Annotated in this window: 23 protein-coding genes; 14 read left to right on the top strand and 9 right to left on the bottom strand. The window is 67.7% G+C overall.

Features of this window, described 5'->3' with window-relative positions; translation table 11 throughout:
* Window positions 1–8 precede the first annotated feature (8 nt).
* Window positions 9–1,112 (bottom strand): LacI family DNA-binding transcriptional regulator, encoded by a 1,104-nt coding sequence (locus tag AC07NN_RS21225; RefSeq protein WP_494645516.1) that lies wholly within the window; start codon window positions 1,110–1,112, stop codon window positions 9–11.
* A gap of 248 nt (window positions 1,113–1,360) precedes the next feature.
* Between AC07NN_RS21225 and AC07NN_RS21230 the strand changes: the two genes are divergently transcribed.
* From AC07NN_RS21230 to AC07NN_RS21240, 3 genes are all read left to right on the top strand, one after another.
* Window positions 1,361–2,875: an MFS transporter gene (locus AC07NN_RS21230; protein WP_494645518.1), complete on the top strand. Its 1,515-nt coding sequence runs from the start codon at window positions 1,361–1,363 to the stop codon at window positions 2,873–2,875.
* A 12-nt stretch (window positions 2,876–2,887) separates the two neighbouring features.
* Window positions 2,888–5,203 (top strand): glucan 1,4-alpha-glucosidase, encoded by a 2,316-nt coding sequence (locus AC07NN_RS21235; RefSeq protein ID WP_494645520.1) that lies wholly within the window; start codon window positions 2,888–2,890, stop codon window positions 5,201–5,203.
* Window positions 5,204–5,329: 126 nt separating this feature from the next.
* Window positions 5,330–7,675 carry a methyl-accepting chemotaxis protein gene (locus AC07NN_RS21240; RefSeq protein ID WP_494645523.1) on the top strand — a complete coding sequence of 782 codons (2,346 nt, stop codon included), beginning with the start codon at window positions 5,330–5,332 and terminating at the stop codon, window positions 7,673–7,675.
* Window positions 7,676–7,688: 13 nt separating this feature from the next.
* Here the strand turns inward: AC07NN_RS21240 and AC07NN_RS21245 are convergent, their stop codons facing one another.
* Window positions 7,689–8,018: a hypothetical protein gene (locus tag AC07NN_RS21245; protein WP_494645525.1), complete on the bottom strand. Its 330-nt coding sequence runs from the start codon at window positions 8,016–8,018 to the stop codon at window positions 7,689–7,691.
* A gap of 205 nt (window positions 8,019–8,223) precedes the next feature.
* Here AC07NN_RS21245 and AC07NN_RS21250 point away from each other — a divergent pair, with 205 nt between their 5' ends.
* Entirely contained in the window at window positions 8,224–8,697 is a 474-nt protein-coding gene (locus tag AC07NN_RS21250) for a universal stress protein (RefSeq protein ID WP_494645527.1), read from the top strand.
* Between the two features lie 68 nt (window positions 8,698–8,765).
* Here the strand turns inward: AC07NN_RS21250 and AC07NN_RS21255 are convergent, their stop codons facing one another.
* Together AC07NN_RS21255 and AC07NN_RS21260 are read right to left on the bottom strand one after the other, a co-directional pair.
* On the bottom strand, window positions 8,766–9,035 hold the full coding sequence (locus AC07NN_RS21255) for a hypothetical protein (RefSeq protein ID WP_494645529.1): 270 nt from the start codon (window positions 9,033–9,035) through the stop codon (window positions 8,766–8,768).
* A gap of 118 nt (window positions 9,036–9,153) precedes the next feature.
* Complete coding sequence (locus AC07NN_RS21260; protein WP_494645530.1) at window positions 9,154–9,660, bottom strand: hypothetical protein; 507 nt, start codon at window positions 9,658–9,660, stop codon at window positions 9,154–9,156.
* Between the two features lie 205 nt (window positions 9,661–9,865).
* Between AC07NN_RS21260 and AC07NN_RS21265 the strand changes: the two genes are divergently transcribed.
* The 7 genes from AC07NN_RS21265 to AC07NN_RS21295 all read left to right on the top strand — a co-directional run bounded on the left by AC07NN_RS21265 (window position 9,866) and on the right by AC07NN_RS21295 (window position 16,691).
* Window positions 9,866–10,360: a GAF domain-containing protein gene (locus tag AC07NN_RS21265; RefSeq protein ID WP_494645532.1), complete on the top strand. Its 495-nt coding sequence runs from the start codon at window positions 9,866–9,868 to the stop codon at window positions 10,358–10,360.
* Window positions 10,361–10,433: 73 nt separating this feature from the next.
* Entirely contained in the window at window positions 10,434–11,585 is a 1,152-nt protein-coding gene (locus tag AC07NN_RS21270; RefSeq protein WP_494645928.1) for a GNAT family N-acetyltransferase, read from the top strand.
* Window positions 11,585–12,505 (top strand): glycosyltransferase family 2 protein, encoded by a 921-nt coding sequence (locus AC07NN_RS21275; RefSeq protein ID WP_494645534.1) that lies wholly within the window; start codon window positions 11,585–11,587, stop codon window positions 12,503–12,505. Before AC07NN_RS21270 ends, AC07NN_RS21275 begins: the two co-directional genes overlap by 1 nt.
* Window positions 12,391–13,425 carry a hypothetical protein gene (locus AC07NN_RS21280; RefSeq protein ID WP_494645536.1) on the top strand — a complete coding sequence of 345 codons (1,035 nt, stop codon included), beginning with the start codon at window positions 12,391–12,393 and terminating at the stop codon, window positions 13,423–13,425. Before AC07NN_RS21275 ends, AC07NN_RS21280 begins: the two co-directional genes overlap by 115 nt.
* 107 nt (window positions 13,426–13,532) lie before the next feature.
* Window positions 13,533–14,057, top strand: a complete 525-nt coding sequence (locus AC07NN_RS21285; RefSeq protein WP_494645538.1) for a flavin reductase family protein — start codon at window positions 13,533–13,535, stop codon at window positions 14,055–14,057.
* A gap of 76 nt (window positions 14,058–14,133) precedes the next feature.
* On the top strand, window positions 14,134–15,642 hold the full coding sequence (locus AC07NN_RS21290; RefSeq protein WP_494645539.1) for a CoA-acylating methylmalonate-semialdehyde dehydrogenase: 1,509 nt from the start codon (window positions 14,134–14,136) through the stop codon (window positions 15,640–15,642).
* A gap of 77 nt (window positions 15,643–15,719) precedes the next feature.
* Entirely contained in the window at window positions 15,720–16,691 is a 972-nt protein-coding gene (locus AC07NN_RS21295; protein WP_494645541.1) for a M15 family metallopeptidase, read from the top strand.
* Window positions 16,692–16,759: 68 nt separating this feature from the next.
* Here AC07NN_RS21295 and AC07NN_RS21300 read toward each other — a convergent pair whose 3' ends face one another.
* From AC07NN_RS21300 to AC07NN_RS21320, 5 genes are all read right to left on the bottom strand, one after another.
* Window positions 16,760–17,503: a DUF72 domain-containing protein gene (locus AC07NN_RS21300; RefSeq protein ID WP_494645543.1), complete on the bottom strand. Its 744-nt coding sequence runs from the start codon at window positions 17,501–17,503 to the stop codon at window positions 16,760–16,762.
* Between the two features lie 85 nt (window positions 17,504–17,588).
* A complete protein-coding gene (locus AC07NN_RS21305) occupies window positions 17,589–18,329 on the bottom strand; it encodes an endonuclease III domain-containing protein (RefSeq protein ID WP_494645545.1) in 741 nt (246 codons plus the stop codon).
* An 80-nt stretch (window positions 18,330–18,409) separates the two neighbouring features.
* Complete coding sequence (locus tag AC07NN_RS21310; RefSeq protein ID WP_494645547.1) at window positions 18,410–18,967, bottom strand: NUDIX hydrolase; 558 nt, start codon at window positions 18,965–18,967, stop codon at window positions 18,410–18,412.
* On the bottom strand, window positions 18,964–19,965 hold the full coding sequence (locus AC07NN_RS21315) for an inorganic phosphate transporter (RefSeq protein ID WP_494645549.1): 1,002 nt from the start codon (window positions 19,963–19,965) through the stop codon (window positions 18,964–18,966). The genes AC07NN_RS21310 and AC07NN_RS21315 overlap by 4 nt, the downstream gene beginning before the upstream one ends.
* Before the next feature lie 5 nt (window positions 19,966–19,970).
* A complete protein-coding gene (locus AC07NN_RS21320) occupies window positions 19,971–20,615 on the bottom strand; it encodes a DUF47 domain-containing protein (protein WP_494645551.1) in 645 nt (214 codons plus the stop codon).
* Window positions 20,616–20,867: 252 nt separating this feature from the next.
* Between AC07NN_RS21320 and AC07NN_RS21325 the strand changes: the two genes are divergently transcribed.
* The 3 genes from AC07NN_RS21325 to upp all read left to right on the top strand — a co-directional run bounded on the left by AC07NN_RS21325 (window position 20,868) and on the right by upp (window position 24,305).
* Window positions 20,868–21,332 carry a (2Fe-2S)-binding protein gene (locus AC07NN_RS21325; RefSeq protein ID WP_494645553.1) on the top strand — a complete coding sequence of 155 codons (465 nt, stop codon included), beginning with the start codon at window positions 20,868–20,870 and terminating at the stop codon, window positions 21,330–21,332.
* Window positions 21,333–21,334: 2 nt separating this feature from the next.
* Complete coding sequence (locus AC07NN_RS21330) at window positions 21,335–23,515, top strand: xanthine dehydrogenase family protein molybdopterin-binding subunit (RefSeq protein ID WP_494645554.1); 2,181 nt, start codon at window positions 21,335–21,337, stop codon at window positions 23,513–23,515.
* 160 nt (window positions 23,516–23,675) lie between these two features.
* Window positions 23,676–24,305: a uracil phosphoribosyltransferase gene (gene upp, locus AC07NN_RS21335; RefSeq protein ID WP_494645556.1), complete on the top strand. Its 630-nt coding sequence runs from the start codon at window positions 23,676–23,678 to the stop codon at window positions 24,303–24,305.
* Window positions 24,306–24,322: the final 17 nt, after the last annotated feature.

A 24,322-nucleotide genomic window follows, 5' to 3' on the forward strand; every position in this document is an offset into this window, starting at 1 on the left:
GCGCGACCTCACCCCCCGCAGCTCTCCCGGATGATCAAGTCCGTCGGCACCCGTTCCGATCGGCTGGCGCGCTCGCCGCTGTCCAACAGCTTCGACACCATCAGCCGGCCCGCCTTGGCCGTGTCCTGGGCGATCGTGCTCAGCGCCGGGCTGGCGTAGCGGCTGAACGGGACATTGTCGAAGCCCATGACCGAGACGTCGCTCGGGACCGACAGGCCTGCATGCTTCAGGGCGCGGATGGCGCCCAGCGCGATCAGGTCCGAGGCTGCCACGACCCCGTCGAACGTCACGCCGTGATGAATCAGGCTGTCGACGGCGGCCTCGGCCGACTCGACCTCGAAGTGGGCCGGCACGATCAGCTCGGGATCGACGCCCAGCTTGGCGTGCTCGAGCGCGTCGAGATAACCGCGATGGCGCTGCATGGCTTCCGGCGCCTCGGTGTCGCCGAGGAAGACGATGCGCTTGCGGCCCAGGCGCTGCAGGTGAAGCGTGGCGCGGCGCCCGCCCATCACGTTGTCGGAACCGACCGAGCAGTAGTTCTGGTCCGGCAGCTGCGCGCCCCAGACCACGAAGCGGTTCTCGGTCTCGGCCAGGCGATTGAAGGCCGCGTGCAGCGAGCTTTGCCCCAGGAAGATCACGCCTTCGGCCCGGCTGGTGCTCATGGCCTCCGACAGGTCGTCATAGTTGGTCGGGGCGATGTGGCTGAGGATAACGTCGCATCCCCGTTCCCGAGCGGCCTCGCCGACGCCAGCCAGCAGCTCCAGGAAGAACGGGTCCGACATGCTGCTGCCGCGGCCTTGCGGGCGAGGCGTGACGATGGCGATCGTCGCCTCGGCCCCGATCGGGCCGGCGGGCATGTAGCGGCGGAAGGGGTAGTCCATCTCGCGCGCCAGCTTCCAGATCAGCTGCTTGGTGCGCTTGTTGACGGCCGGGCTGTCGTTGAGGGCCCGCGAGGCGGTCGAGATCGAGACGCCGGCCAGCTTGGCCAGGTCCTCCAGTCGCGTCGCCCCCTTGGTCACTCTACGTCGTCCCCGTCCCTGGTGGTCGTTGCTGCAAAGATTTCTGCAAACTTTTTCAATGGCCCATAAGGCGCCGTTCGAACGGGATGGCAAGCGGGCGGAAGGCGGTTTGCGTTGATTTGCGCTACTGAAAACTAATGCAAACTTTCTCGTATGCCTCCAGCGCCACGAAAGGCGCTGCGCCTCGTGTCTGGTGAGACTCGTGGCTCCAAAATCCAAGTGGATATGGAATTGTCGTTGCGCGCCGTTTCAACGCATGCGCAAATGTCCGCCTCGAAGGTTTATGAAAAAACTTGCGAACCAGCCGGAGCAACCGGCGGTCGGAGCGGGGCGGAGGATCCATGGCCAGGCAGAGGCTGAAGTTCCTGCAGATCTGGAACATGTGCTTTGGCTTCTTCGGAATCCAGATTGGTTTCGGCCTGCAGAACGCCAACACCAGCCGCATCTTCCAGACCCTTGGCGTCGACGTCAGTGACCTGGCGATCCTGTGGATCGCCGCGCCCGCCACGGGCCTCTTGGTCCAGCCGATCATCGGCCATCTCTCCGACAAGACCTGGGGGCGCCTGGGGCGTCGTCGGCCGTACTTCTTCTGGGGCGCGATCCTGACCAGCCTGGCCCTGGTGGTTATGCCGAACTCGCCCACGCTGTGGGTCGCGGCGGCGGCGCTGTGGATCATGGACGCCTCGATCAACATCACCATGGAGCCGTTCCGGGCCTTCGTCGGCGACAACCTTCCCGACGAGCAGCGGGCCACCGGCTACGCCATGCAGAGCTTCTTCATCGGCCTGGGCGCGGTGCTGGCCTCGGCCCTGCCGTGGATGCTGACCAACTGGTTCCAGGTCGCCAACACCGCGCCGGCGGGCCAGATCCCCGACGCGGTGCGGATCGCCTTCTACACCGGCGGCGCGGGACTGCTGCTGGCGGTGCTGTGGACCGTCTTCACGACCAAGGAATACAGCCCTGACCAGCTGAAAGCCTTCGAGGCCGCCGAGTTCGACCACGGCGTCCACGAGAACCCCGAGCCCTCGGTCAACGCCTATGTCGGCCTGGCCGCCCTGGGCGTGCTGGGCGGCGCGGCCCTGGCCCTGATCGTCTGGAGCGCCGGGCTGGAGAAGGAGCTCTACGTCCTCTCCGCCCTGCTGGCCGTGTTCGGCGTGGCGGGCGTCGTCGGCGTACGCCTGAAGCGTCGCGGCCAGACCCGCAACGGCTTCTCCGAGGTGCTGGAGGATTTCTTCCGGATGCCCAGGACCATGCGCCAGTTGGCGGTGGTGCAGTTCTTCTCGTGGTTTGGCCTGTTCGCCATGTGGATCTACACGACCCCTGCGGTGGCGGCGGTCCACTTCCATGCCACCGACGCGGCGTCCAAGGCCTATAACGAAGGCGCGGACTGGGTGGGTGTGCTGTTCGCCATCTACAACGGCGTCGCGGCCCTGGCGGCCTTGGTCATCCCGCTGATGATCCGGGCGACCAGCCGCAAGGTCAGCCACGCCGTCTGCCTGATGCTCGGCGCCCTGGGCCTGCTGTCGTTCCTGCTGATCCGCGAGCCGGGGATGCTGTGGATCGGCATGATCGGCGTCGGCTTCGCCTGGAGCTCGATCCTGTCGGCTCCCTATTCGATCCTGGCCGGAGCCCTGCCGGCGCGGAAGATGGGGGTCTACATGGGCATCTTCAATTTCTTCATCGTCATCCCGCAGCTGCTGGCCGCGACGGTGCTGGGCCTGCTGCTGAAGACCTTCTTCGGCGGCCAGCCGATCTTCGCCCTGGTCCTGGGCGCGGGCTCGTTCGCGATCGCCGCCGCCGCGACCTTCCTCGTCCGCGACCGCGTCGCCGGCGACCCCGTTTCCCTTCAAGCCTGACGAGTCCTCGCCATGCGCAGCCTGAAACTTCTCGCCCTGGCCTCGGCCGCCCTGTTCACGATCGGCGCCGCGCAGGCCGCGCCCACGACCTGGGCCTATTCCGCCAAGACCGGCGTCGGTGCGTCCTACGAGGCCTATGTCGACGGCGCCTACAAGGCCGGCGGCAAGACCGGGGCGGTGTCCAAGGTCTGGTTCTCGATCGCCGACGGCGTGCTGACCGAGACCATGTACGGCCTGATCCACGAAGCCCAGATCAAGCAGATGCGCATCGCCGTCCAGACCGCCTCGGGCCTGGCGGTCGAGGGCGCGGACACGACGTCGAAGACCGAATACCTGCATGTCGACAGCGCCGGCCGTCCGCTGTCGCCGGCCTACAAGATCACCACCACCGACAAGCAAGGTCGCTTCGTCATCGAGAAGCGGATCTTCACCGACCCCGACCGCAACAGCCTGTTCGTGCGCGTGACGGTGAAGGCGCTGAAGGGGCCGGTGACCCCGACCCTGGTGCTGGAACCGCACATGGCCAACACCGGCGACGGCGACACGGGCGCGGCTTCGGCCATGGCGCTGACCGCTTCGGAAGGCAAGGTGTTCCTGAGCCTGAAGGGGACCAAGTCCTTCGCCAAGGCCGGCGCCAGCATGCTGAAGGACGGCGATGCGCTTGCCGCCCTCAAGGCGACCACGACGTCGGCCAAGGGCGCGATCGTCCTGACCGGCCAGCTGCCGGCCGTGGCCAAGGAAGCGACCTTCGACTTCGCCATCGGCTTCGGCTCCGACGCCAAGGCCGCCGACGCGACCGCCGCCGCCACGCTGAAGACCGGCTATGCCGAGGTGCTGGCCCGCTACAACGGCGAGGGCGCGCGGTTGGGCTGGGAGGACTATCTCGCCTCGCTCTCCGAACTGCCGCGCCTGCGCGAAGCTTCGGAGGACGCCGGCAAGCTGGTCCAAGCGTCAGCGCTGATGCTCAAGGTCCAGGAAGACCGCACCCACGCCGGCGCCCTGATCGCCTCGTTGTCGAACCCGTGGGGCGACACGGTGGACGCAACCCAATCCTCGACCGGCTACAAGGCCGTCTGGCCACGCGATTTCTACCAATGCGCCATGGCCCTCGCGGCCCTGGGCGACAAGCAGACGCCGCTGGCGGCCTTCCACTACCTGCCGACGGTGCAGGTCGGACCGAAGACGCCCGGCAACAAAGGCGACGGCGGCTGGTTCCTGCAGAAGTCGCACGTGGACGGCACGCCCGAGTGGGTCGGGGTCCAGCTGGACCAGACCGCCATGCCGATCATGCTGGGCTGGAAGCTGTGGAAGCTGGGCTGGCTCTCGCCGGTCGAGCTCAAGGCCTACTACGGCAAGATGCTGAAGCCGGCGGCCGACTTCCTGGTCAAGGGCGGCAAGGTCGACCTGGGCTGGAACCATTCGACCATCACCCCGCCGTTCACCCAGCAGGAGCGCTGGGAAGAGCAGGGCGGCTATTCGCCCTCGACGACCGCCGCCGTGATCGCGGGCCTGGTCACAGCCGGCGACATCGCCGAGGCGGCTGGCGACAAGGCCTCGGCCGAGACCTATCGCAAGACCGCCGACGACTATTCCCGCAAGGTCGAGGCCCGCATGGTCACGACCAAGGGCGCGTTCGGCGACGGCCATTACTACCTGCGCCTCAACAGCGACCAGGACCCGGACAACAAGAGCAAGGTCGAGGAGCGTAACGGCCAGCAGGCCGTGGCCGAGGACCAGATGCTGGACGCCGGCTTCCTGGAGCTGGTCCGCTACGGCGTGCGCCGCGCCGACGATCCGGCCATTGTCGCCAGTCTGCCCAAGCTGGACGACGAGGCGATGGAGGACGTCTATCGCGTTCGCTACAGCTTCAAGTTCCCGGGCGTGGATGGGACCTTCCCCGGCTGGCGGCGCTACGGCGTCGACGGCTATGGCGAGGATGCGAAGACCGGCGCGAACTACGGCGCGGACAACCAGATGCGCCCGGGCCAGCGCGGCCGGGTGTGGCCGATCTTCACCGGCGAACGCGGTCACTACGAACTGGCCGTCGCCGGTCTCAACGGCAAGCCGGACGCGGCGGCGGTCAAGAAGATCCGCGACACCTACGTGAAGGCGATGGAGCTCTTCGCCAACGAGGGTCTGCTGATCCCCGAACAGGTGTGGGACGGCGTCGGGACCGAGAGCGGCCATGGCTACACGCGCGGCGAGGGAACGGATTCCGCCACCCCGCTGGCCTGGAGCCATGCCGAATACGTCAAGCTGCTGCGCTCTGTCAGCGACGGCCAGGTGTGGGACAACTACGCGCCGGTGAAGGCCCGTTTCTCGCGCTAAGGTGGCTCGAAAAAGGTGCGCGGATTGTCGCAGACACCCACACCTACGGCTTAGTTAACGAGGGCTTTAGGATTCGGCCGCGAAGACAGGGTTAATAGCCCCCGCTCGCGGCCGGAGACCTTTAAAATGACAGCGTTCCGTCGATTGACCATCGCCTGGAAATTGATCCTGGTGGCCGGTCTGGCGATTGGCTTCCTGCTGATCGCGGCGGCGGTGGCGGTGTCCTCGCACACCAGCGCGATCGTCTCGGGACTGACGAACCGCTATGCGGGCGCGGTCGCCGATGACGCGATCCAGAGCGTGCAGGCCGACATGGGCCGCGTGCAGTCGACCGTGCGGTCGATGGCCGTTTCGATCGGCGCCGCCCACGAGGCGGGCCTGCATGACCGGGCCACGGTCGTCCAGATGCTGAAGCCGAACGCCGAGTCCTCGGAGATGGTGCTGGGCAGCTGGTTCATGGCCGAGCCGAACGGCTTCGACGGCAAGGACGCCGAGCTCGCCGGTCAGACGGCCCTGGGCTCGAACAAGGCCGGCAACTTCCAGCCCTACTGGGTGCACGACGGCGGCAAGGTGATCTTCCAGCCGCTGGACCAGGGCAACGAGTACGCCGAGCCCTACTACGCCGTGCCCAAGCAGACGGGCAAGTCGACGGTGGTCGAGCCCTATTCCTATGACGTCGCCGGCAAGTCGGTGCTGATGACCTCGGTGGTCTATCCGGTCTTCTCGCACGGCCAGTTCCTGGGCGCGGCGGGTCTCGACATGGCTCTGGACAGCGTCTCCAAGAAGCTTTCGGCCCTGAAGCCGCTGGGCGGCGGCCGCGTGATGCTGCTGTCCTCGACCGGCAAGTGGGTGGCCCACCCCGACGCGGCCAAGCGCATGCAGGCCTATGCCGACCCCGGCGCCGACCAGGTGCAGGGCGTCCTGGCCGGCGGGGCGGCCACCGATATCAAGGGCGTCGTCGAAGGCGACGAGCCGATGCTGCGCATCGTCCGTCCCGTGCCGATGCCGGCCCTGAACACGACTTGGGCCCTGGTCATGGACGTGCCGGTGTCCGCCATCACCGGTCCGGCCGACCGCCTGGCCAAGATCCTGTTCGTCGGCGGCCTGGTTATCACCGCCGCCGTCCTGGCCGCGCTGTTCTTCGCCAGCGCCGCCCTCGTCAAGCAGCCGCTCACGGGCCTGACCCGCAGCGTCGATAAGCTGAGCGCCGGCCGCTACGACGACGCCGTCCCCGGCGTCGACGGCGGCGACGAGATCGGCGCCATTGCCCGCGCCCTGGACGGCTTCCGTCACGACCTGGCCGACGGCCAGCGCCGCCGCGCCGAACAGGAGGCCGAACGGGCCGCCGCCGAGATCGAACGCCAGCGGCACGAACGCGAGGCGCAAGCCTTCGCCGCCGCCCAGGCCAAGGCCGTCTCCAGCCTCGGCGAGGGCATGGAGCGCCTGGCCGACGGCGACCTGATCTGGCGCATGCGCGAAGACGACTTCTCCGGCGACTCCGCCAAGATGCCGCGCGACTTCAACGCCGCCGTCGAGAGCCTGCAGGCGACCATGGCCGGCATTCTCAACGCCGCCCGCAGCATCCGCACCGGCTGCGCCGAGATCAGCGGCGCCGCCGACGATCTATCCCAGCGTACCGAGCGTCAGGCCGCCGGTCTGGAACAGACCGCCGCCGCCCTCGACCAGATCACCGCCACGGTGAAGCGCAGTTCGGAAGGCGCCGAGCGCGCGCGTCAGGTGACGATCAGCGCGAAAGCCGCCGCCGAACGCAGCGGCGCGGTGGTCAAGGAAGCCGTCGAAGCCATGGGCGGCATCGAGAAGTCCTCGCAGTCGATCACCCAGATCATCGGCGTCATCGACGAGATCGCCTTCCAGACCAACCTGCTGGCCCTGAATGCCGGCGTCGAAGCCGCTCGCGCGGGTGAAGCCGGTCGTGGCTTCGCGGTGGTCGCCCAGGAAGTCCGGGCCCTGGCCCAGCGTTCGGCCGATGCGGCCAAGGAGATCAAGGGCCTGATCGGCGCCTCGACCCAGCAGGTCGGCAAGGGCGTCAAGCTGGTCGGCGAGACCGGCGACACCCTGCGCGAGATCCTGGTCCAGGTGGCCGAGATCAACGAGCTGGTCGGCGAGATCGCCTCTTCGTCCAAGGAGCAGGCCGTCGGCCTGGCCGAGGTGAACCAGGCCGTGAACCAGATGGACCAGGTCACCCAGCAGAACGCGGCCATGGTCGAGCAATCGACCGCCGCCAGCCACGCGCTGTCGACCGAGGCGGCCGAGCTGGAACGTCTGATTGGCCGCTTCCAGGTCGGCGCCGAGATCCGCGAGATGCCGGCCCGCGCCGAACGTCCGGCCGCTCCCGCCCCGCGTCCGGCCGCGGCGCCGACGCGCGAGAACTTCCGCCAGCGCTACGTCCAGGGCGCCAACGCCCTGAAGGTCGCGCCGAACTCGCGTCCGGGTGAGTGGGAAGAGTTCTAGGCGTAGGCCGCTCTTAGGCGGCCGCTTCCTGCAGGGCGAAGCGCAGGTCCGACAGGGCGATGGCCTTGTCGGCCGGCTGACCCTCTTTCACGCTGACCAGCAGCTCGTTCATGCCGTTGGCCACGGCCCAGTCCCAGCAGGGATGGCCGGGCGTGGCGACGCGGCTGATGTCGGCCGCGGACTCCAGATGCAGCACCGTGCGGCCGCCGTCGGCGTCGCGGCGACAGAAGGCGAAGGCGCCTTCGCGGCGCACGAAGCGGCCGTCGTGGTGATAGAGGCTCACGAAGCTCACGTCGCGCGCATCCACCGCGCCCATTCCGTCAGCCATGCTCCATCCCCTCATTGATAGTCCGCGCGCACGGCGCGGATGACGCTTCCTGGCAGGGACCGTCGATGGATTCGTCGGCCTTGCGGAAGGGCGATGGCGCGATGATCCACAGCTTGCTCAAAACAGGGCTTGAGCGCATGACCCATGCGGTCGAGTTTGCGCGTGACGGTGGTTCGGGGGAACCGCCGGGGCCATGGGAGCGCGCCAGGGGAGGGCGTTCGTGTACGAGAAGATTGTTCTAGCCTTTGACGGCAGCCACGAGGCCCGCACCGCGCTCCGCGAAGGGGCGCTGCTGGCGCGTCGCTACAACGCCACGGTCTGGCTGCTGTGCGTGCTTCCCGAGAACAAGGCCCTGACCATGGCCGAGGGCGCCCAGCCCGGCGCGGCCGAGCAGTTGCTCGCGGCCAGCCAGGAGCTGGTGGACGACGGTCTGGCCAAGCTGAAGGGCCTGGGCCTTAAGGCCACGGGCCGTGTGGTGCGCGGCGACCCCTCGGCGGTGATCAGCGCCTTCGTGCGCGAGGTCAAGGCTGACTTGGTCGTCCTGGGACACCGCCGTCGCAGCTTCCTGGAGCGGTGGTGGAACGGCCCGTCCGGCGCCTACATCGTCGACAATGTCGAATGCAGCCTGCTGGTCGCCCGCAGGCCGATCAGTGACGCGGAGTTTGCCGCCGAACTGGCTAAGGGCGCGGAGTAGGTGGCGATAGTGCGGGGGTAGTTGGGGCGCTAGGCGGGGTCGGCTTTCGACCCATATGCGACGTTGGCCTACGCGGCGGTCTTCACAATATTGACGAGAGCAAGCCCCCGATCTGCACTGGCGGTTACGCACCACGCGCTCGCAAGTCCGTCCAACGGAACGGGCACGTCCACATCCTCCTGGAAGGCGACGGCGACCTCCTCCGAAACGGCCCCCGCGATAAGGTCCAGACTCAGCCTTTCGAGCCAATTCCGTACCGCAGCCTGTTCGCTTGTTGCTCTGGTTTGCGCCACGTAGGTGCCGCCGGCATAGTCAAGAAGGATCGTATAAAGCTGCATGCCAGGATGCTGGCACAGCTTCGCACAACATCCAAAGCCCGCTACCCGCCCAACCGGTACTTGATGAAGTCTGCTTCCCCCTTATCAGACATCATTAGGAGCCGTCGCGGATTGCGCTTCACGGGCCGAAAGTCGGCCTTAAGTACTCCCGCAGCAGCGCCGGACATAGGAATGGCGATGTAAAAAGTTGGCGACTCCAGGGGAGGCCCCAGAGCTTGGGGTAAACCATCGCTCCCTCTGCGAAATAAGCGGCGGCGAGAAGTCTTTCCCGCGCATCGGCGAATGGCAAGGCGCGAAGCTCGTCTATGTCAGCGATGAGGCTCTTGAGTTCTACAAGCTCGTCGGGCGTTTCGGCGTAGTCGATACCGAAAGCTTCAGCTTCCGCGTACCAATTGGCTCTGTGCAATTCCTCGTCGTCGATTTTGCCTGCCATCCAGCTGTCAGCGGCTCGCAGCCCGTCCCGCAACCCCTGCTGCGGTATGAGGTGTTGATGTTTCCAGCAGCAGGCGATGAGAAACTTGTGGAGCTGAGACACCTGCGTCGCGAGAAATTCGGGATGCGTCTCGCGCAGGCTTTGGAGCATGTCCTGTGCGCTACCGGACGTGACCCATTCTTCTTCTGTCATGAGAGTTGCAGGGATCTAACCTGCTGTGACTGATTTGCGTTTGTACCGGCGGACCCTATGAGGGAGCAAGACAGTGAGATGCAGCTGATGCAGTGAAGCTAGGGAGGCGACGAATTGAGGGCCGCTCCCCACCCATTGCCGACATTCCATGACGACTCCACCACCCCCCTCTGACATCGGCCGCGCGGCGCGCTATATCCGCGCCATGGCCGAAGCGTTCAACGACCTCACCCTCTCCGCCGACAAGGCGACCCGCTATGCCGAGGTCGCCGACGAGATCGCGTCCGTGCTGGACGGCGAGCCCAATGTCACCGCCCGCATGGCGACGGTGGCCTCGATGCTGGCCAACAGCTTCGACCACTATTTCTGGACCGGCTTCTACGTCGTGGACCCCACCAAGGAGCGCGAACTGGTGGTCGGACCCTACCAGGGCACCCTGGGCTGCCTGCGCATCGCTTATGGGCGCGGCGTCTGCGGCGCGGCTGCCGCGACGGGCCAGACCCAGCTTGTCCCGGATGTGCACGCCTTCCCTGGCCACATCGCCTGCGACAGCCGTTCGGAGAGCGAGATCGTCGTCCCGGTCTTTGGCCCGGATGGCCAGCTGATCGCGGTTTTCGACGTGGATTCAGACCGCCCCGCCTCGTTCGACACGGTCGATCAGCAATGGCTGGAGAAAATTCTGGCAGCGACCTTCGGTTGATCACCCGGGTGGCCTGACGATTGCAGGTGGACCTCCATCTTTCCCTAACCCGACAGGAGTAGGACAGGTGGACATGCTGCAAGTCGAGACCCTGCACCCGAACCATTTGAGCGCCGCCAATGCGGCGCTATGGCGGAGTCTGGTCGCTGCCCAGCCGGCCTTGGCCAATCCGCTGCTGGGTCCGGACTTCGCCCAAGCCGTTGGAAAGGTTCGCGAAGACGCGCGCGTCGCGGTGATCCGCAAGGAAGGCGAGATCGCGGGCTTCCTGGCCTATCACCGCCGCCCGGGCGGCGTGGCGCGCCCCATCGGCTCGCCGCTGGCCGACTATCATGGCCTGATCAGCCGTCCCGATGCGGGACTGAAGATCGAGGACGTCCTGCGCGCCGCCGGCATCAGCGTGTTCCGCTACACGGGCCTGGTGGATCCGAATGAGACATTCGCCGGTCCGCACGACGCCGAGCACACGGCCTATCTGATCGACCTGCGCGGCACGACCGCCGAGGACTATCTCGAAGCCGTTCGCGCCGAGAGCCCCAAGAAGATCAAGAACTACCGCCGCCTGGACAACAAGCTGGACCGCGAGGTCGGGCCGGTGCGCCTGGTCGCCGCCGACTTGTCGCGCGACGCCTTCAACCAGCTGATCGACTGGAAACGCGAGCAGCTGAATCGCACGGGCCTGCACGACTTCCTGCGCGCCGACTGGACGCGCGAGCTGCTGGCCGACCTGTTCCAGCGCCGCGACAGCGACTTCCGCGGCCTGATGATCAATCTCTATGCCGGCGACGAACTGGTGGGTGGCCACTTCGGCATCCGCCAGGGCGACGTCTATCACCCGTGGATCGCCTCGACGAACCCGGCGCTGGCGGCCTGGTCGCCGGGCCAGATCTTCTTCCTGCGCGCCATCGGTGCGATGCCGGAGATGGGCCTGACCCGCTACGACCTGGGTCCGGGCCACGACCACTACAAGCGCGCCTATGCCCGCAACACCGTGGCGATCCGGCAGGGCGGGGCGACCCCCTCGACCTTCGGGGGGCGCGTGGCGCACTCGGTGGAGAGCGTTTGGACCCTGGCCGGCGCGCATGGCGCGGGTCCGGTGGGCCAGCTGCGCCGCCGCATGGATGCCATCGCCAGCACGGAACTGAGCATGAGCGGCCGCGTGCGCGACTTCGTCGAAGCCGTCGCCGCGCGCGCCAATCGCCGCCACGGAGAGCATTCGGAGGCCTGATGCCGCGCGTGACGATCATGATTCCGACCCAGCGACGCCCCGACGGCTTGTCCGTCGCGGCGCGTTCGGTGTTCGGCCAGACCGGCGTCGACTTCGCCGATCTGGAGATGGTCATCGTCGACAACGACCAGGTCCCGTCGGCCAAGCCCGTCGCCGACGACCTGGCCAAGGCCGCGCCGTTCCCGGTGATCTATGTCAATGAAAAGCGCCCCGGCGTCGCCAACGCCCGCAACGCCGGCATGGCCCGCGCCTCGGGCGAGCTGATCGCCTTCCTGGACGATGACGAGGAGGCCCCGGCCGGCTGGCTGGCCGCGCTGCTGGCCGCCCAGGCCCGCTACGACGCCGACGTGGTGTGGGGGCCGGTGAAGGGCCGCGCACCGCCGCAGATCGTCGAGCACCGCGACTATCTGGAGCGCTTCTTCTCGCGTGAAGGCCCCGCCAAGGCGGGCGTCATCGAGCAGCACTATGGCTGTGGCGACAGCCTGGTGCGCCGGTCGGCTCTGCCGGACCCCGTCGCGCCGTTCTCGGTCATCCGCAACGAGATCGGCGGCGAGGATGACCTGCTGTTCGGCCACATGGGCGCGGCCGGCAAGCGCTTCGCCTGGGAGCCCGCCGCCTGGGTCTGGGAAGACCCCGTCCCGTCGCGGCTGAACCTCGCCTACACGATCCAGCGCGCCTTCGCTTACGGGCAGGGGCCGACTTCGCACTGCGCCGCCGCCGAGCCCCGCGACAATATCGGCGTGGCCCGCTGGATGGTCATCGGCCTGGGCCAAGTCGCCGTCTTCGGCCTCGTCGCCGGCTTCAAGTGGCTGAGCCGCGCGAAGGACCGCGCCGAATGGCTGGACCGCGCCGCACGCGGCCTGGGCAAGACCTTCTGGTGGGGCCCCTTCAAGATCCAATTCTACGGGAGGACCGCGTGAGCGTGATCACCGACTGGTCGCGGGACAAGGCCAAGGCCTTCGGCCGCGAGAACCTGATGTTCAAGCACGCCCTGCATGAGCGTCCGATGTTCGACGACGAGGGCCTGGCGCGACTGCTGGACCTCTATCCGCGCGACAAGCTTGGCGTCTTCACCATGGGCGAGGACCCCAAGGCCTGGACGACCTGGCGCAAGGGCTCGCCCGGCAACCTGAGCGGCGACCAACTGCTGAACGCCGCCAAGTCGGGCCGCATCTGGCTGAACCTGCGCCAGACCAACGACCACGTGCCGGAATACGCCGCGCTCAGCGACGAGATCTTCGCCGACAAGGAGGCCCACGTTCCCGGCCTGAAGACCTTCAAGCGCGACGTCGGCATGCTGATCAGCAGCGCCAACGCCCAGGTCTTCTATCACCTCGACGTGCCGCTGGTGTCGCTGTGGCAGATCCGCGGCGAGAAGAAGGTCTGGGTCTATCCGGTGGCCGATCCCTATGTGGGCGATCTCGCTCTCGAGAAGATCGTGCTGCGCGAGACCGCCGAGCAGTTCGCCTTCCAGCCCGAATGGGACAAGGGCGCGCAGGAGGTGATCCTCACCCCCGGCAACATGGTCACCTGGAAGCAGAACGCCCCGCACCGGATCGAGAACGGCCCGATGCTGAACGTCTCGATCTCGATCGAATTCATGACCCCGCCGGCCCTGATGCGCGCCAACGTCATCTACGCCAACGGCGTGCTGCGTCGTCGCCTGGGCGCCAATCCGCGCGTCCAGAGCGGTTTCGGGCCCACGGCCCTGACGAAGCTGGCCGTAGCGCGCGGGGCCAAGGCCCTGGGCCTGCAGACGCCGCACGTGCGCCACCTGCCGGTGACCTTCGGTCTGGACGCCGCCCGCCCGGGCGTGATCGTCGAGGGGTCTAGCGCCTAAGGCCCGAGCGCCTAAAGTTGGGGCATAAGTAATAATCTTATTCATTGAGGCGCGAGCGTTCCACCGCGCTCTTGCCGACCGTCCCGGTTTGCCGCACTGCTTAGGCGATGAGTAAAGCGGTCACGATCGAACTGGGGGAGGGCGCCGAGCACGACGCCCGGGCTCTGCGCAATGCTTTCGGGTGCTTCACGACCGGGGTGACCGTGGTCACGACCGTCTGCGAGGACGGCCGCAAGGTCGGGCTGACCGCCAATTCCTTCACCTCGGTGTCGCTGGACCCGCCGTTGGCCCTGGTCTGCGTCGACCTGAAGTCTTCCAGCCTGCCGTCGCTCGACGCCGCCGGCCGCTGGGCCGTCAACGTCCTGCACGCCGAGCACCAGGCCCTGGCCCGCCAGTTCGTGCAGAAGGACACCGACCGCTTCGCCGGCATCGAGACCGAGACCTGGGTCACCGGCGTGCCGATCCTGCCCAACTGCATGGCCAATTTCGAGTGCGAGGCCCACCACGTCTTCGACGCCGGCGACCACCGGGTCTATGTCGGGCGGGTGGTGAAGCTGCGCTACGATCCGGACCACGAGCCGCTGGTCTATCTGCAGGGCCGGTTCCGGCGGGTTCACGTCGAGACCGACTGAGCCTGGCATAACTTCGCGCGATACGGCGCGAACCTTGGATGCTATTGACGCGCAAAACAGCGTTAGGGAGCGCATCATGCGAGACATCGCCCATTTCGTGAACGGCCAGACCCTGGCTGGTTCCCCAATCGAGAAGGGCGGCCGCTTCGGCGACGTCTTCAATCCCAACACCGGCGAGGTCCAGGCCCGCGTACCGCTGGCCACCGACGCCGAGCTCGACGCCGCCGTCCAGGCCGCCGCCAAGGCGCAGATCGGCTGGGCCGCGACCAACCCGCAGCGCCGCGCCCGGGTGATGTTCGAGTTCAAGCGCCTGATCGAGCGCGACATGAACAGCCTGGCCGAGATCCTGTCGTCCGAGCACGGCAAGGTCATCGCCGACAGCAAGGGCGACATCCAGCGCGGTCTGGAGGTCATCGAGTTCGCCTGCGGTATCCCCCACATCCTGAAGGGTGAGTACACGGAAGGCGCCGGTCCCGGCATCGACGTCTATTCGATGCGCCAGCCGCTGGGCGTCTGCGCGGGCATCACCCCGTTCAACTTCCCGGCCATGATCCCGATGTGGATGTTCGGCATCAGCATCGCGGTGGGCAACACCTTCATCCTCAAGCCGTCGGAGAAGGATCCGACCGTGCCGGTGAAGCTGGCCGAGCTGATGATGGAGGCCGGCGCGCCGGCCGGCGTGCTGAACGTCATCCATGGCGACAAGAGCGCCGTCGACGCCATCCTGACCCACCCGGACATCAAGGCCGTCAGCTTCGTCGGCAGCTCCGACATCGCCCACTACGTCTACCAGACGGGCACGGCGCACGGGAAACGCGTCCAGGCCATGGGCGGCGCCAAGAACCACGGCATCGTCCTGCCCGACGCCGACCTGGGCCAGGTCGTGAAGGACCTGTCGGGCGCGGCCTTCGGCTCGGCCGGCGAGCGCTGCATGGCCCTGCCGGTCGTCGTGCCGGTCGGCAAGAACACCGCCGACGAGCTGCGCGAGCGCATGGTGGCCGAGATCGCCAGCCTGAAGGTCGGGATCTCCACCGACACCGACGCCCACTACGGCCCGGTCGTCTCCAGCCAGCACCGCGCCAAGATCGCCGACTACATCCGCATCGGCCAGGAAGAGGGCGCCGAGCTGGTCGTCGACGGTCGCGACTTCAGCCTGCAGGGCTACGAGAAGGGCTTCTTCATCGGCCCGTCGCTGTTCGACGGCGTCAAGAAGGGCATGAAGACCTATCAGGAAGAGATCTTCGGCCCGGTGCTGCAGATGGTTCGCGCCGAGAGCTTCGAGGAGGCCCTGGCCCTGCCGTCCGAGCACCAGTACGGCAACGGCGTCGCCATCTTCACCCGCAACGGCCGCGCGGCCCGCGAATTCGCGGCGCGCGTGAACGTCGGCATGGTCGGCATCAACGTGCCGATCCCGGTGCCGGTGGCCTATCACACCTTCGGCGGCTGGAAGCGCAGCGCGTTCGGCGACACCAACCAGCACGGCGTCGAGGGCGTGAAGTTCTACACCAAGGTCAAGACGGTGACGGCCCGCTGGCCCGAGGGCGAGGTCGCTGACTCGAGCTTTGTCATCCCGACGATGAAGTAGGCCTGGTAAGCGTGGCAGCCGAAAGTGTCGGCGGTTTCGGCGTCTGCCACGCGGCAAAGCAAAGAAAGTTGGCGGTGATGAGCAGTCTGGTTCGACGATCCTTCCTGTCCATCGCCGCCGCCGGGCTCTTCGCCCCGGCCGCCCTGGCGCAGACGAAAGCCGAGTGGGCCGCCATCGGCCAGTACGGCGACAAGGCCGCGCCCTTCACCGTCTTCGAGAAGGACGGGGCGCTGCATATCGACGGCGAGGGCTTCAAGTCCGCGCGGCTGACGGCCTCGGGCGGTGGTCGCTACGCCATCGCGGGCGGCGGTGAGCTGGTCCTGGAGAGGAGCGCGGTGCGCCTGAACGGCAAGGCCCTGGCCTTCCACGACTTCGGCATCGAAACGCGCGACCGCATCCACAAGGCCGTCCGCGCCGATCCGGCGCTTCTGCGCAAGCGCGCCCTGGCCGCGACGCCGCCGGTGGAGCAGGGCGAGCGCCTGCCGTCGGACCTCGTCGATGTCACCTCGATCGAGCCGGGCATCAAGCTCGACATCTGGTACGCCGGCCCGGACAACTTCATGGGCATACCGCTCTACGAGAAGCCGGCCGCCTATATGCAGCGCCCGGCCGCCGAGGCGCTGGGGCGCATTCACAAGGCGTTGGCGGCCAAGGGCTATGGCCTGCTGATCCACGACGCCTATCGGCCCTGGTACGTCACTTGGATGTTCTGGGAGGCCACGCCGCCGGAAGACCATGTCTTCGTCGCCGACCCCGCCCAGGGCTCGCGGCACAACCGCGGCTGCGCGGTGGACCTGACGCTGTACGACCTGAAGACCGGCAAGGCCGTCGAGATGCCGGGTCGCTACGACGAGTTCTCGACGCGGTCCTATGCGGATTTCGTGGGCGGCACGACGGCGCAGCGGGCGCGGCGTCTGGTGCTGCGCCAAGCGATGGAGGCCGAGGGCTTCACCGTCTATCCGGAAGAGTGGTGGCACTTCGACTTCAACGACTGGCGGCGGTATCCGATCGGGACGAAGACCTTCACGGAGCTGGCGGCGGGTGGCTGAGCCGAAACCTCGCCCTTCGACAAGCTCAGGGTGAGGTTTCTACTGGAACGCAGAGCTCACAGTCGTCCTCACCCTGAGCTAGTCGAAGGGCGAGGGCGGCCCCTCAAGCTGTCGAGGATCGCCAGCGCATCCCGCGTCGCCGCGCCGAACTTGGTGTTGTCGAAGATGCACCAGGCCTCGGCCAACCTAGCCTCTGCGGCCAGCCGCACCGCCAGCGCGTCGAGCGCCCCGACCGGATACGCGCTCTCATAGATCACCGGCGACCCATGCCAGCGGCGATAGGTAAGACCGCGCCAGCCGCCCGGTTCGGCCGCCTCCGGAACGACGGCTGGATCGGCGGCGACACGCGCCACCTTGAAGTCGGCCAGCATCCGTTCTGGGTCCGCCGCGAACCAGCCGGCATGGCGCGGCTCCAGCACGGTCGGCGCGTCGGTGCGGTTCCGCCAGGTCTTGAGGAAGGTCTCGACCAGCCCGGCGTCGAACCTCAGGCTCGGCGGGAGCTGGATCAGCAGCGGCCCGCGCTTGGCGCCCAGACCGTCGGTCTCGTCCAGGAACCGCGCCAGCAGGTCCTCGCCCCCCGCCAGCCGGCGCTCATGGGTGATCGTCTGCGGAACCTTCACGGCGAACCGGAAGCCGTCCGGTGTCGTGGCCGCCCAGCGCTCGTAGGTCTTGCGCTGGTGCGGGCGGTAGAAGGAACTGTTGATCTCGACGCAATCGAACCGCGCCGCGTAACGCTCCAGGCCCGTGCCTTCGACGGGGAAGTCGAGATCGCGGGGGAAGCTCCAGCCGGCCGTGCCGATGTGGATGGTCATGCGGGATCAGCGCCTAGGGCGCGCATTCGGTCCAGGGCGTAACCCCTCACCCTCCCACCGCTGCGCGGCGGGTCCCGCCCTCTCCCTAGGGGAGAGGGGTTTCAGAGCGAGGCTTCCAGGCCAGCACATCCGCGCTATGACCCACCCCGACCTTGGCGCACATCGACTTCACCGGGCACGCCCCGCACTTGGGACCTTCGTGCGGGCACAGCATCTGGCCCAGGCCGCGCTTCATCAGCCAGTGCAGCTCGAACAGGTCGTCGGCGCTCCAGGTGTGCGGCGCCATGCCCATCAGCGTGTGGTAGGTGTGGGTCGTGTCGCCGGAGCCGACCAGGCCGATGCGCCGGGCGACGCGGTGGACGTGGGTGTCGACCACCAGGGCCCGCATGGCCAGGTCGCTGAAGTTCAGCACGCAGGCGGCGACCTTGACCCCGACGCCGGGCAGGGCCTGCAGCTCCCAGCGGGCCTGATCGACCTCCATCGCCTTCAGGTGGCTCAGCGACAGCCAGCCGACCTTCTCCTCGATCATCCGCAGGGCGGTGGTCAGGTGGCGAGCCTTGTCTTCGGGAAAGGTCACGTCTTGGATGGCCATGGCGACGCGGCTCACCTTGGCTCGCGCCAGGTCCTCCCAGCATTTGAACTCGGACCGCAGGCGCAGGAAGGCCGTCCACGACACGGTGTCCTGGGTGCGTCCGCTGATCGACGACTTCACCAGCTGCGAGATCGGGTCCATCCGCGCCACGGGCCGCTGCGCGCCGAACTCACAGAGCAGGGCGTCGCGGACGCTTTCCAGCGGGGACCGGGCCAGGGCTAGGGACAGTTGCATGGAGACTCGCTGCGCAAGAACATAATGAGAACATTACGTGCGCGACGAAGACTTGTCCACAGGCTGTGTAGCGAGCGGGATCAGCGCCGGTAGCGACCCCAGAGCGCCGTTACGCGGCGGCGCAGGCGCTGGAAGGCGATCCGGACCGGCGTCGGCGCCTTGGCGGGGAGGGGATGCGCGTCCGACAACTCGACGCCGGCGAAGCGCGCGATCAGGTCGCGCAGTTGCGGCTCCTGCACGGCGAGAGCGGCCTCGACCGGCGTCATCCATTTCAGGGTGCGCTGGCCCTTCTCCGGCCAGATCCGATGCGAGCCGGTGACCTGCATCGGATAGACGTCGACCTTCACCAGTCGGGCCGCGCCGCTCTTGAGCCGCTTGAGGTACTCGTATTCGCCGACCGCCTGCTCGGCGATCACGCCATCGAGCCCGGCTTCCTCGTAGGCCTCCTGGGCGGCGGCGGCGAAGTCGGTCTTGTCCTTCATCGGCCAGCCCTTGGGGATCACCCAGCGGCGGGTCTCGCGGGAGGAAACCAGCAGGATGCGCAAGGCCTCGCCTTCGCCCCGCCAGGGCAGGGCGGCGACCTGGCGGCGTTTGCCGCCGGACTTGCGTCCTTCCTGTTTCCCCCCCGTCGAGGTCACTTCATCCAGAATCCGAGATAGTAGAACAGCGCCGCCGTGAGGGCCGCCGCCGGCAAGGTGACGACCCAGGCGATGACGATGTCCTTGGCCACGCCCCAGCGCACCGCCGAGACCCGACGCGACGCGCCGACGCCGACAATAGCGCCCGTAATCGTGTGAGTCGTCGAGACCGGAACGCCGATGTGCGTCGCCATGAACAGCATGATCGCGCCGCCCGTCTCGGCGCAGAAGCCCTGCATCGGGGTCAGGCGGGTGATCTTGCTGCCCATCGTGTGGACGATACGCCAGCCGCCGAACAGCGTGCCCAGCCCCATGGCCGTCTGACAGGCGATGACCACCCAGAAGGGGATCTCGCCCGGCTTGCCGGTGGCGCCGTGGGCGAACAGCAGGGCGGCGATGATGCCCATGGTCTTCTGCGCGTCGTTGCCGCCGTGGCCGAGGCTGTACAGAGCGGCCGAGACGAACTGCAGCTTGCGGAACACCCGGTCGGCGAAGAACGGCGAGCTCTTCACGAAGAGCCACGAGACGATCAGCACCAGCAGCAGGGCGAGGATGAAGCCCATGGTCGGCGAGACCACGATGCCGGCCGCGGTCTTGCCCAGGCCCGCCCACTGGATGGCGCCGAGGCCCCCGACCTTGGCGACGGCCGCGCCGACCAAGCCGCCGATCAGGGCGTGCGAGCTCGACGAGGGGATGCCCGCCCACCAGGTCAGCAGGTTCCAGCTGATCGCGCCCATCAGCGCCGCGAAGATCAGCCGGTCGCTGATCACGTGCGGGTCGACGATGCCCGAGCCGACCATCTTGGCCACGTGCAGGCCGAAGAACATGAAGGCGATGAAGTTGAAGAACGCCGCCCAGATGACCGCCCAGCGGGCGGACAGCACCCGGGTCGACACAATCGTGGCGATCGAGTTGGCGGCGTCGTGCAGGCCGTTCAGGAAGTCGAACGCCAGGGCGACGACGACCAGGAAGACCAGGATGATGAGCGTGGCGTCCACGGCGATCAGACCTGTTCGACGACGATGCCGCTGATGCGGTTGGCGACGTCCTCGAAGCGGTCCATGACCTTCTCGAGGTGGCTGTAGATGTCGACGCCGACGATGAAGGCCATCGGGTCACCGGTCCGGTTGGCCAGGAACAGCGCCTTGCGGCCGTCGTCGTACATGACGTCCGACTGTTCCTCGATCTGGGTGATCTTTACCGCGATCTCGCTGAGCTTGCCGGCGTTCAGGCGCATCTTCGGCAGCAGGGCGACGGCCTCTTCGGTCAGCTTGGCGGCCTCGACGATGACCCGGGTCATCTCGCGCATCTGCGGCTCGAAGGTTTTCACCTCGAACAGGCTGACGACCTTGGCGGTCTTGCGCATCTGGTCGATGGCGTCGTCCAGCGAGGTGGTCAGGCTCTGGATGTCGCTACGGTCGAACGGGGTGATGAAGCTGCGGCGCACGGCCGTCATCACCTGGCGGGTGACCTCGTCGGCCTCGTCCTCATACTTGTAGACCCGGGCGCTGGCGGCCTCGACGGCGTCGCCGCCGGCGGTCATGTCGTGCAGCGCCTCGGCGCCGGCGACCAGCGTGCGGGCGTGGGCGGAGAACAGGTCGAAGAAGGCGTCTTCCTTCGGCATGACGGCCTTGAACAAGCCCAGCATAGTGCTTCTTTCCTTCGTACGAAGCGATTGGGGACGCCTCGGTACGCGAGGCGAGAAATCCATGCGGAACGAAGTCCATCCGTGAACGGATCGCCGCGCGGCGCACCGGAACCACGGAAGGATTTGGCCGTCAAATCCTATCTGTGAAAGTTATGTGACAGCTCTCGATTTCCGGCTGCCCTTGCGGCAAGCATTGCCATCGCGTCGCGGTGCTCCATCTCAGAGGGCACGGACAGGGATGGGAGTTGCGTCATGGCCTTCACGCTGACGGTCAACGGGGAAACCCGCACGGCCGATGTCGAGGGCGACACGCCCCTCCTGTGGGTCCTGCGCGATGCGCTGGGCCTGGTCGGCGCCAAGTACGGCTGCGGCGCGGCGCTGTGCGGGGCCTGCACCGTGCATCTGGACGGCCATCCGGTCCGCGCCTGCATCACGCCGGTCAGCCGGGTCGGCAAGAAGGCGGTGACCACGATCGAGGGCGTCGGCAAGACGCCGGTGGGGGCCAAGGTCCAGGAAGCCTGGAAGGCCATCGACGTCCCGCAGTGCGGCTACTGCCAGGCCGGCCAGATCATGTCGGCCACGGCCCTGCTCACCGAAAAGCCCAAGCCCACCGACGAGGACATCGACGCGGCGATGAACGGCAACCTGTGCCGCTGCGCGACCTACATCCGCATCCGCAACGCGATCAAGGTCGCCTCGGGCCAAGGGAAGGCGTGAGCATGACCGACACGCTCGAAAAGCCCTCGCGGCGCCTGTTCCTGCAAGCTGGCGCGGCCGCCGGCGGCGGGCTGCTGCTGTCGTTCAACATTCCGGGCGCGGTCCGCGCGGCTGGCGCGCCGGCGGCGGCGACCCTGAACGCCTTCGTCCGCATCGCGCCGGACGGCATCGTCACCATCGCCGCCAAGCGGCCGGAGATCGGGCAGGGGATCAAGACCTCGCTGCCGATGCTGATCGCCGAGGAGCTGGACGTCGACTGGACCAAGGTCCGCATCGAGCAGGCCCCCGTCGACGCCAAGATTTACGGCGAGCAGTCGGCTGGCGGCTCGACCTCGACGCCCGACGAGTGGGAGCCGACCCGCCAGGTCGGGGCCGTGGGTCGCGCCATGCTGATCCAGGCCGCCGCCCAGCGCTGGGGCGTCCCGGCCGCGGGTCTGGTCACCGAGCCCGGCGTCGTCGTCGATCCGGCCGGCAAGCGCCGCATCGCCTATGGCGAGCTGGTCGAGGCCGCGGCCAAGCTGACGCCGCCCGATCCCAAGACCGTGACGCTGAAGGACCCCAAGGCCTATCGCATCGTCGGCAAGTTCCACGCCCAGTCCGACAATCCGTCCATCGTCACCGGCAAGCCGCTGTACGGCATCGACGTGCGCCTGCCGGGCATGCTGTACGCCACCTTCCTCAAGGCCCCGGTCTTCGCCGCCAAGGTGGCCAAGGTCGATCTTGCGCCCGCCAAGGCCGTGAAGGGCGTCAAAGACGCCTTCATCGTCGAGGGCGGGACGGCGCTGGAAGGCCTGCTGCCCGGCGTGGTCGTCGTGGCCGACAGCTGGTGGACGGCGCGCAAGGGCCGCAACGCCCTGGAGGTCACCTGGGCCGACCATCCGACGGCGGCGCAAAGCTCGACCGCCTTCGCCGCCAAGGCCGCCGAGCTGGCCAAGCAGCCGCCGCAACGCACCCTGCGCAAGGACGGCGACGTCGAAGCGGCGCTGGCCGGCGCGGCCAAGGTCGTGAAGGCGTCCTACGACTACCCCTTCATCGCCCACGCCACCCTGGAGCCACAGAATTGCACGGCCTCGTGGAAGGACGGCAAGGTCGAGATCTGGGCCCCGGCCCAGAACCCCGAGGACGGTCGCGGGCTGGTGTCCAAGACCCTGGGGATCAGCCCCGACGACGTCACCATCCACTTCACCCGCAGCGGCGGCGGTTTCGGCCGGCGGCTGATGAACGACTTTATGGTCGAGGCGGCCTGGATCGCCAAAACGGTCGGCGCGCCGGTCAAGCTGGTCTGGACCCGCGAAGACGACATGCAGCACGACTTCTACCGTCCCGCCGGGTGGCACAACCTGTCGGCGGGGCTCGACGCCAAGGGCGACCTGGTGGCCTGGCGCAATCACTTCGTGACCTTCGGCGGCGAGAAGAATTTCGTCCGCGCCGGCAATATCGGCGGCAACCAGTTCCCGGCCCGGGCCGTGGCCAACTACGCCCAGGACGTCTCGACCATGCCGCTGGGCGTGCCCACCGGCTGGCTGCGCGCGCCGGGCAACAACGCCATCGGCTGGGTGCTGCAGAGCTTCATCGACGAACTGGCCCACGCCGCCGGCGAGGACCCCGTCGCCTTCCGCCGCCGCCTGTTGGGCGAGCCGCGCCTGCTGGGCGATGCGGGCAAGGGCGACAGCGTCCATACCGGGCGCCTGCGCGGGGTGCTGGATCGCGCCGCCCAGATGTCGGGCTGGGGCCGCAAGGTTCCGGCCGGGACCGGCCTGGGCATCGCGGTTCACTACAGCCACCAGGGCTATGTGGCGGTGGTGATCGAGGCCTCGGTCGTCGACGGCGCGCCCAAGGTCCACAAGGCCTGGGCCGCCGCCGATGTCGGCAAGCAGATCGTCAATCCCAGCGGCGCCGAGCAGCAGGTCCAGGGCTCGGTCCTGGACGCCATCGGCGCCACCCTGCGCCAGAAGATCACCCTGGAGAACGGGGCGGTGGTCGAGAGCAATTTCGGCGACTTCCCGCTGCTGCGCCTGGCCGAGGCGCCGTCGGTCGAGGTGGCCTTCGTACTGACCGACAACCACCCGACGGGCCTGGGCGAGCCGGCCTATCCGCCGACCCCGCCGGCCCTGTGCAACGCGCTGTTCGCCGCCACCGGCAAGCGCATCCGCAGCCTGCCGATCGGCGACCAACTGGCCTGATTTCGAAACCGTGCTAGGAGCGTGATAGCCGAAAGTGTGAGCGGTTTCGGCGGCTATCACGCTCTAAATGTTTGAAATAGAGCCTTTCCCCTTCGAATGATTCCATTCGAAGGGGAAAGGCTCTAGGAGCGTAGACCTACGTTCCTAGCCGAGTTTTCCCATGTCTCAGGTCACTGTCGTCAGCCACCCGCTCGTCCAGCACAAGCTGACCAAGATGCGGGACAAGACGACCTCGACGAAGACCTTCCGCGCCCTGATGCGCGAGGTCGCGACCCTGATCTGCTACGAGATCACCCGCGACCTGGCCATGGACCCGGTCGAGATCGAGACCCCGGTCGCCCCGACCACGGCCTATGAGATCGCCGGCAAGAAGCTGGTCTTCGCTCCCATCCTGCGGGCGGGCCTGGGCATGTGCGAGGGCATGCTGGACCTCGTCCCGTCGGCCCGTGTGGCCCACATCGGCCTCTATCGCGACCACGATACGCTGGAGGCGGTCGAGTACTACTTCAAGGCGCCCGAGGACATCGCCGGCCGTCTGGTCATCGTGGTCGACCCGATGCTGGCCACCGGTCACTCGGCCATCGCCGCCATCTCGCGCCTGAAGCACTACGGCGTCACCAACCTGCGCTTCGTCTGCCTGCTGGCCGCGCAGCCCGGCGTCGACGCGCTGCAGGAAGCCCACCCCGACGTGCCGATCTGGACGGCGGCGGTCGACGCCAAGTTGAACGAAAAGGGCTACATCGTGCCGGGCCTGGGCGACGCCGGCGACCGGACGTTCGGGACGCGCTAAACCGACCCACCTTGATT

It is taken from the genome of Caulobacter sp. GW821-FHT09H08, assembly GCF_059415885.1.

Bases quoted from the DNA above. Each gene is read 5' to 3' on its own strand.
- AC07NN_RS21230 (WP_494645518.1), top strand. From the start codon at position 1,361: ATGGCCAGGCAGAGGCTGAAGTTCCTGCAGATCTGGAACATGTGCTTT.
- AC07NN_RS21235 (WP_494645520.1), top strand. From the start codon at position 2,888: ATGCGCAGCCTGAAACTTCTCGCCCTGGCCTCGGCCGCCCTGTTCACG.
- AC07NN_RS21240 (WP_494645523.1), top strand. From the start codon at position 5,330: ATGACAGCGTTCCGTCGATTGACCATCGCCTGGAAATTGATCCTGGTG.
- AC07NN_RS21245 (WP_494645525.1), bottom strand. From the start codon at position 8,018: ATGAGGGGATGGAGCATGGCTGACGGAATGGGCGCGGTGGATGCGCGC.
- AC07NN_RS21255 (WP_494645529.1), bottom strand. From the start codon at position 9,035: ATGCAGCTTTATACGATCCTTCTTGACTATGCCGGCGGCACCTACGTG.
- AC07NN_RS21260 (WP_494645530.1), bottom strand. From the start codon at position 9,660: ATGACAGAAGAAGAATGGGTCACGTCCGGTAGCGCACAGGACATGCTC.
- AC07NN_RS21265 (WP_494645532.1), top strand. From the start codon at position 9,866: ATGGCCGAAGCGTTCAACGACCTCACCCTCTCCGCCGACAAGGCGACC.
- AC07NN_RS21270 (WP_494645928.1), top strand. From the start codon at position 10,434: ATGCTGCAAGTCGAGACCCTGCACCCGAACCATTTGAGCGCCGCCAAT.
- AC07NN_RS21275 (WP_494645534.1), top strand. From the start codon at position 11,585: ATGCCGCGCGTGACGATCATGATTCCGACCCAGCGACGCCCCGACGGC.
- AC07NN_RS21285 (WP_494645538.1), top strand. From the start codon at position 13,533: ATGAGTAAAGCGGTCACGATCGAACTGGGGGAGGGCGCCGAGCACGAC.
- AC07NN_RS21290 (WP_494645539.1), top strand. From the start codon at position 14,134: ATGCGAGACATCGCCCATTTCGTGAACGGCCAGACCCTGGCTGGTTCC.
- AC07NN_RS21295 (WP_494645541.1), top strand. From the start codon at position 15,720: ATGAGCAGTCTGGTTCGACGATCCTTCCTGTCCATCGCCGCCGCCGGG.
- AC07NN_RS21300 (WP_494645543.1), bottom strand. From the start codon at position 17,503: ATGACCATCCACATCGGCACGGCCGGCTGGAGCTTCCCCCGCGATCTC.
- AC07NN_RS21305 (WP_494645545.1), bottom strand. From the start codon at position 18,329: ATGCAACTGTCCCTAGCCCTGGCCCGGTCCCCGCTGGAAAGCGTCCGC.
- AC07NN_RS21320 (WP_494645551.1), bottom strand. From the start codon at position 20,615: ATGCTGGGCTTGTTCAAGGCCGTCATGCCGAAGGAAGACGCCTTCTTC.
- AC07NN_RS21325 (WP_494645553.1), top strand. From the start codon at position 20,868: ATGGCCTTCACGCTGACGGTCAACGGGGAAACCCGCACGGCCGATGTC.
- AC07NN_RS21330 (WP_494645554.1), top strand. From the start codon at position 21,335: ATGACCGACACGCTCGAAAAGCCCTCGCGGCGCCTGTTCCTGCAAGCT.
- upp (WP_494645556.1), top strand. From the start codon at position 23,676: ATGTCTCAGGTCACTGTCGTCAGCCACCCGCTCGTCCAGCACAAGCTG.